General features: G+C 59.7%; 2 protein-coding genes. Both read right to left on the reverse strand.

Going from position 1 to position 6,735, the window contains the following annotated elements:
- Nucleotides 1-34: 34 nt before the first annotated feature.
- Nucleotides 35-1,867 (reverse strand): glycosyltransferase family 1 protein, encoded by a 1,833-nt coding sequence (locus tag HQL63_15365; protein ID MBF0178204.1) that lies wholly within the window; start codon nucleotides 1,865-1,867, stop codon nucleotides 35-37.
- A gap of 77 nt (nucleotides 1,868-1,944) precedes the next feature.
- Nucleotides 1,945-6,735 (reverse strand): tandem-95 repeat protein (locus HQL63_15370; protein MBF0178205.1); only part of this gene is annotated, 4,791 nt, incomplete at its 5' end.

Here is a 6,735-nt window from a genome sequence, read left to right on the forward strand (position 1 = left end):
TGGACCCCGATTCATGGCTTGCCTGCACATCAAATCAACACGGTTGAGCCACTAGATAGTTCCGGATCCAATCGAGCACAAAACGGGCGACCGCATCGTAGGAGCACTCCTGGGCGATGGCCTGTGGATCACCCGATGGGCGGCGGTCAAAGCAGGCGCGCAACTCTTCCTCCGTCCGAAAGTAGAGCAGTTCATTCTCCCAATGGGGCTTGGGAACGACGTGCCGCTCGTCGAAAACAACCGGAATGCAGCCACAGGCGGCGCATTCAGCCAATCTTTGCGTGCGAATGGCATGGGTCGTCACGGAGAGGGCATAACGGGCCTGATTGTACACCCGGGCAACGGCCTCCCCGTGCGCCAACTCACCGTGAAAATAAGAAGCGATGAGGGGATTTTTTTCCCAGTGGCGGCCATGGATTTCGACCTGCCAATCCAACTCGGAGGCCATGGCACACAGCCACTCAAGGCAGACTTCGCGGACGATGCCAACTCCCAGGTTATCGTAAACTTTCATGAAATCCAGATCTTTTTTTTTTGCCAATGCCAGACAATACTCCCGGTCCAGGCTCTTTTCCTGAAGAAAATGTTCCCGCATCTCCGCGATAACCCCCCTGAGGAAGGGAGAAGGCGGTTTGCCACCGTCGATGGTCTCCAGGATGTGACTACCCACAAAAACAATTTTTCGGCGCTCTGCGAGGGGGATGACCGAACGAAACAGCTCCAGATCGACACAAAACTCCTGCCGAAAGATGTGCCGGGCGCCACTTTTGCGCAAGTATTCATCATAGGCCGGCAGGATGGAAAGCGCCAAATCCCTGGGCCGCCAGGGCAGTTGTTGACCACTGCGGATGGCGTCCATGGGATCCTGCCACCAGGAAACGTGGAACGTATCGTCGTGGATATATTTGTTGTTCAGATGATTGATATCGAACACGACATGTGGCTTGAAACGTTCTCTTTCGCGCAGGACATCCAAAGAGGTGAGAACTTGCAGATCGTTTTCATCAATTTGCAGAAACACCTGGCACCCCTGTCTGGAAAATGCCTTGGCAAGAAATTTGGAGGAGTATTGCATGACCGTCGTAAAACGAGATGCCTGAAAATAGACCCTGAGCGGGATTTCTTCAGTAAAGACAGGAGCGGTTGTCAAGATTTTGTTCACCAACCGGATGGATTCATCATTTTTTTTCCGGGGAACAAAGTCAAGAAGAGAACATATCTTAAAGGCCTTCACTATTTGGTCAGGATCACGCTTGTCAAAATCCACAGCAGTCGGCAGGCGCAAAGGATGGGTCAAAAAGAAATCCAGTATTTGATCGATAGGAACGGAAAACAGGGTCTCTGGATCATCGGCCAGCCGGTCTCCAGAGTGATAACAAATCTGCCGAACATCCCAGTGCAAAAAAAGTTTGTATGTGGATGAACGCCTCGCAATCTGGCGGGCCCGGCTGGAATCGACAAAAAAGGTATCTTCAACTCGCGCAGGGGACTCCCCGTGCTGATGGGAATCCCCACCCTGAAGCAGGTCCAGACAGATCAGATGGAAACGCAATTTATGTTCGTTCGTACTGGGGGATACAGTGCGGCAGATATCCGCCAGGGATTGATGGATGCCCGGAACCAACGGGCTCAAGCCCAAGGCTGTCACCAACAGTTTGAATGCGGATTGATGATCTCCACACGCACGCAATGCCTGGGCGACAGCTTGCAGGATTTCCACATTCTTCGGTTGCAGACGCACCGCTTCCAGCAACTCGCGCATAGCAGGCACCTTGTCACCCTGCCTCAGCAGTTGTTGTCCCCGGAGCACACACGCCTCGACGATCGGGGTCAACCCTCTCTCTTGGTCGATTGTCGATTCACTCACGCCTGTTACCCTTCAGTAAGCCAACCCCGATGACGCCAACGTGGCCGCCATCCCCCGGCAAAGATTGCACCGTTGCCCTACCTCTTCAGGAGGTGCGCGAGGCGCGAATGGCCGCTGAGATGCGGGTTGGAAGATTGAAGTTGACGGGTAAGGCCCGGGCGTGTGCTGATCGCACCGGCCTTGCGTTCCTTGGCAGCGATGGTACGCGGATCCCACTCATCCGCCATCCCTCTACCCAGCACCGAAGCCGCCAGGGATTGTGCCGTACCATGGTTTGGACCACCCTGGCGTTCGGCTTCATCCGTATCCCGGACGCCCGACCCGTCGGTACGAGTGGCTTGGCGAAGGTTGGCAGATGATGCGACACGCGCCACAGATTCCTGGTCACCTCTGGCAACCTGGTTTTGTCTGGCACGACTCCAGGCAGCTTCGGTTTGGCCTGCCGAATCAACCTCTCCCACTCTCCCTCCAGACCTGCCAACACCAGCCTCTCCGGTCAGGGCGTCGATGGCAACAGCTGTCGAGCTGCGCTCGCGGGTGGCCATGTTGGCTGGGTCACCACCCACTTCGTCAACCCCGTTGGACATGTTCAAAGCCTGATTGACATCAGCAATGGAAGAGACCTCACCAGCCGGATCGGCATCCCGCCCTCCGGCAGTTGTGGACCCTTCCGTGGTACGCGACTGCACCGGCATGGCGCCTTCGTGCTGCACCCGGGTGATCAACCGTGTGCCACTGGTGTCTTGCGACACGCCCCCCCCGCCTCCATCCATATCCTGGCGTGTGGTCGCAATGAGTTGCGTCCCGCTGATGTTTTGGCTCAGGCGCACCGACGGTCCGCTGTCGGAACGCCAGGTGGTCAACAGTTCCGTGCCACTTGTGGATATGGAGGGGCCATCATGTCGACCTGTGGCAGCGGAGCCATCCTGGGTGTTACCCCGGCCCTGGGCCCTGTTCAAGGCAACCTCCATCAAACTTTGTTTGACCACAAACCGGGGTGACTCCCCCTGGCCTGTCTTGTGTCCGGCGTGTGTTCCATCCATGCCGGGGGTCGAGTTGGCAACCGTCAATTGGAAGTTGCCGGAGGCTGAAAGGCCGGTACCATCCGTCGCTGTGACGGTGATGGTGTAGACACCGGCATCGTTGCGGGTGGCATAGCCCGAGAAGGAGAGTTTGTCAGGGTCGAAAGTCAGCCACTGGGGCATCCCCGAGGTGGTATACGTCACCGGGGAGCCGGGGGTGAGCACATCCTTGAACGGGTCCGTCGTCAAGCTGAAGTTGATCGGGCTCCGATCGGATGCAGTGGTATCGGCTGGCGTTCCCTCGTGGGCCGTATCGTGCAGGGGGTCCACGGTCACCTTGACGGTGGCAACGCCATACCGACCATCGGGCGTCCGCGCCATATACGAGAATTGGTCGGTGCCACTGAACCCGGCATGGGGTTGGTAAACAAAATAGCCATCCTCCCGATAAGTGACGGTACCATGCGTCGCACCCGAGAAGCCGGCCACTTTCATGGCGGGATTGTGGCCATCTTTGGCCAGGTAGCCTGGATCGGTATCGTTGGCCAAAACGTTGGCTATGGTGATGGGTTCGTTCTCCCGGGTGGTCACGGCATCGTCATGGATCTGCAAGAGGCCGGCATTGCCGGATGTGGCCGTGGCCGGCGTCACATCGATGGTCACTTCGCCCTGGTCGATTCGGTTGCCGCCATCGCTCAGGGTATAGGTAAACTTGTCCTGGCCGGTGTAGTTGGCCTCGGGCCGATAGGTAAACGTGCCATCGGCGTTGTAGAGCACTTGGCCATGTGCCGCCCGAGTGAAACCGATGATTTGCAGGTCGGGGTTATGCCCGTCGTTGGCGGCATAACGTGCATCCCAGTCATTGGCAAGAGGGTTGCCGATGGTAACAGACTGTTCTTGCTGGGTAGTCACACGGTCTGCCCCGGCGTGCAACCCGTCGACAGCCGGATTGACCACCACGGAAACAACCGCCGTGGTCGCATGCCCGGCAGCATCCTCGATGGTGTAACTGAAACGATCCAAGCCGGTAAAGTGGTGGTTCGGGATGTAGGTGAATGTGCTGTCGGGATTCAGGATGACCTGACCATGCATCCCCTGGGTGAATTCGGAGAGGGTCAGGACGTTGTTGTCAGGGTTCACATCGTTGCCCAACAAATCGGAGCCCGTGGCAATATCCAGGGGGGTATCTTCGGTTGTGGTCAGGGCATCCATGCCAGCGGTGGGCGCATCTGACATAGTACGCACGGTCATGGTGACGGTTGCGGCACTCCAAAGGGGACCAAGGTTTGCCTGATCGTTGATCTGGATGGACAAAACATCCTGGCCGTTCCAGTCTGCCTGGCCCTGGTAGACCAGGCTGGCCAGGGCGGCATTCAAGTCTGTGGTCGTGCCTTCAAACCGCATGGCGGATTGGCCGTTGCCGCCCAGGGTGAAGGTCAACCCATCCGTATGAGTCAGGGTGATATGACCATGAAAATCGGCCAGGGTGACCGACAGGCGATCAGTTGGCGCGGCATCGACATCCGCAATGCGGATCCCCGCGATGGAAGTGGCGTGGTCCTCATCGGTGGTTTGGGCGTCCGGAACCGTGATGGTCGGCGCATCGTTGACGGGTGACATCTGCACATGCACCGTGACCTGCCCGGAAGATGCGCCGCCCATGTCGGAAACTTCCGCAATGAAACGATCCTGCGACGCCTCCGATCCGTCGTTCCGATAGACGATCCGTCCGGCTGTCAGGTCGGCCTGGGTAAAGCGGCTGCCTACTCCAAGGGCCACCCCATCCCGCAGGAGTTGGCCATGCCCGGGCAATTGGGTCAGGGTCACCAGCACAGCATCGGGCGTGTTGTCAGGGTCCGACAGGCCCAGGGCGGTACCATCCAGAACCCCCGTGGATCCCTCGACCACCGTGAACGCATCGGGCGTGCTCACGGTGGGCGCGTTGTCAACGGCGGTCACATGCAGGAGACTCAAGGATGGCTCGCTCTCCGAAACCCCATCCCGCACCACAAACCGAAGGGTGCGGTCAGCCCCGGTCGCCGTCGGATCCTGACCCAGATGGGCAAAGGTCACCTGCCGCAGGGCCGCCTGATAGTTGGCGACGGTGTCCGCGCCGGTCAGGGTCAAGGCACCACTGGCCGCGTCCCAATGACCGGAAATGTTTCCCTCCGGAGCAAAACTCAAAACATCTTTGCCGCTCTGATAATTGCCCACGATGGTCACTGTGGCGCCTATCATGACCTCACCGCTGTCCACATCGACCAGAGCCAGATCAGGCGCCACGGGCGTGACAGGCCCGCTCTCCAGATAGGCAGCCGCTTCCTGCACGGTCACATCGGGCAGGTCGTTGACAGCGGTGACGGTGATGGAGGCTGTATCGCTCGTCGTGCTGAAGGCCGTGGTTCCCCCGCTGGCGACCGTATCCACCTTGTTGCCCGCCACGCCGGACGTTTGATCCCAGGCCTGGTAGGTGAAGGTGGCACTGTCGGCGTTCTTTCCATCCGGAACAAAGCGGACATTGTCGGTGCTGCGCAACAGCAAGGCCGAACTCGCCGACACCACGCCGACATCCGTCCAACCCGCGCCGGTATTGTACTGCCAGACACCTTGGCCCGAGGTCAGAGAGGTGATCGCCATACCTTGTACGGCGCCGGTATCCACATCGGTCACCGAGGCACCCAACAGGCTGGCGACCGTATCGCCCGCGTTGGCCGTATCATCTTCGGTCATGGTCGTCAGCGACGGCGCAGTTGCGACCATGAGCGGCGCGTCGTTGACCGCCGCGACCGCAAGGGTGGCGGTATCGCTTGCCGTGCCGAAGGCCGTGGTTCCCCCACTGACCGTCACATCCACCTTGCTCCCTGCCGCACCGGAGGTTTGATCCCAGGCCTGGTAGGTGAAGGTGGCGCTGTCGGCATTCAGGCCATCCGGGACAAAGCGGATGCTGTCCGCGCCGCGCAGCAGGAGGGCCGAAGCAGTTGAAACCGCACCCACATCACTCCACCCGGCGCCGGTGTTGTACTGCCAGACGCCACGCCCGGAGGTCAGGGAGGTGATGGCCACTCCCTGCGCGGCGCCGGCATCGACATCGGTCACCGAGGCGCCCAGCAGATTGTCTATCGTATCACCCGGGTTGGTCGCGGCATCTTCGGCGATGGTCGTCAACAACGGGGATGCCGCAGTCAGTACCGGGGCATCGTTGACGGCGGTAACCGTGATCGTGGCCGTATCGCTTCCCGTGCTGATGGATGTCGTTCCACCGCTGGCTGTGGCATCCACCTTGCTCCCCGCCGCCCCGGAGATCTGATCCCAGGCCTGGTAGGTGAAAGAGGCTGTTTCGGCGTTCTCCCCATCTGGAACGAAACGGAGGCTGTCGGTGCTGCGCAACAACAGGGCCGACGTTGCCGAAACCACGCCGATATCCGTCCAACCAGCGCCTATGTTGTACTGCCAAACACCGTTGCCGGAGACCAAGGCGGTGATGGCCATGCCCTGAACAGCCCCGGTGTCCACATCGGTCATCGAAGCGCCCAACAGGCTGGCGACGGTATCCCCGGCATGACCTGTCGTATCCTCCGTCACGGAGGTCAAAGTCGGGGCGATGGCTGCCAGAATCGGGGCATCGTTGACATCCATGACGGTGACGGTGGCCGTGTCGCTCACCGTGCTGAAAGCCGTGGTCCCACCATGCACGGAGGCATCCACCTTACTGCCGGCTGCACCGGAGGTTTGATCCCAGGCCTGGAAGGTCAAGGTGGCGCTGTCCGCATTCTGGCCATCCGGGATAAAGCGGATGCGGTCGGCGCTGCGCAACAACAAAGCCGAGGTCGCCGACACCACACCCAC

The organism is Magnetococcales bacterium, from assembly GCA_015231175.1.
Classification (GTDB): domain Bacteria; phylum Pseudomonadota; class Magnetococcia; order Magnetococcales; family DC0425bin3; genus HA3dbin3.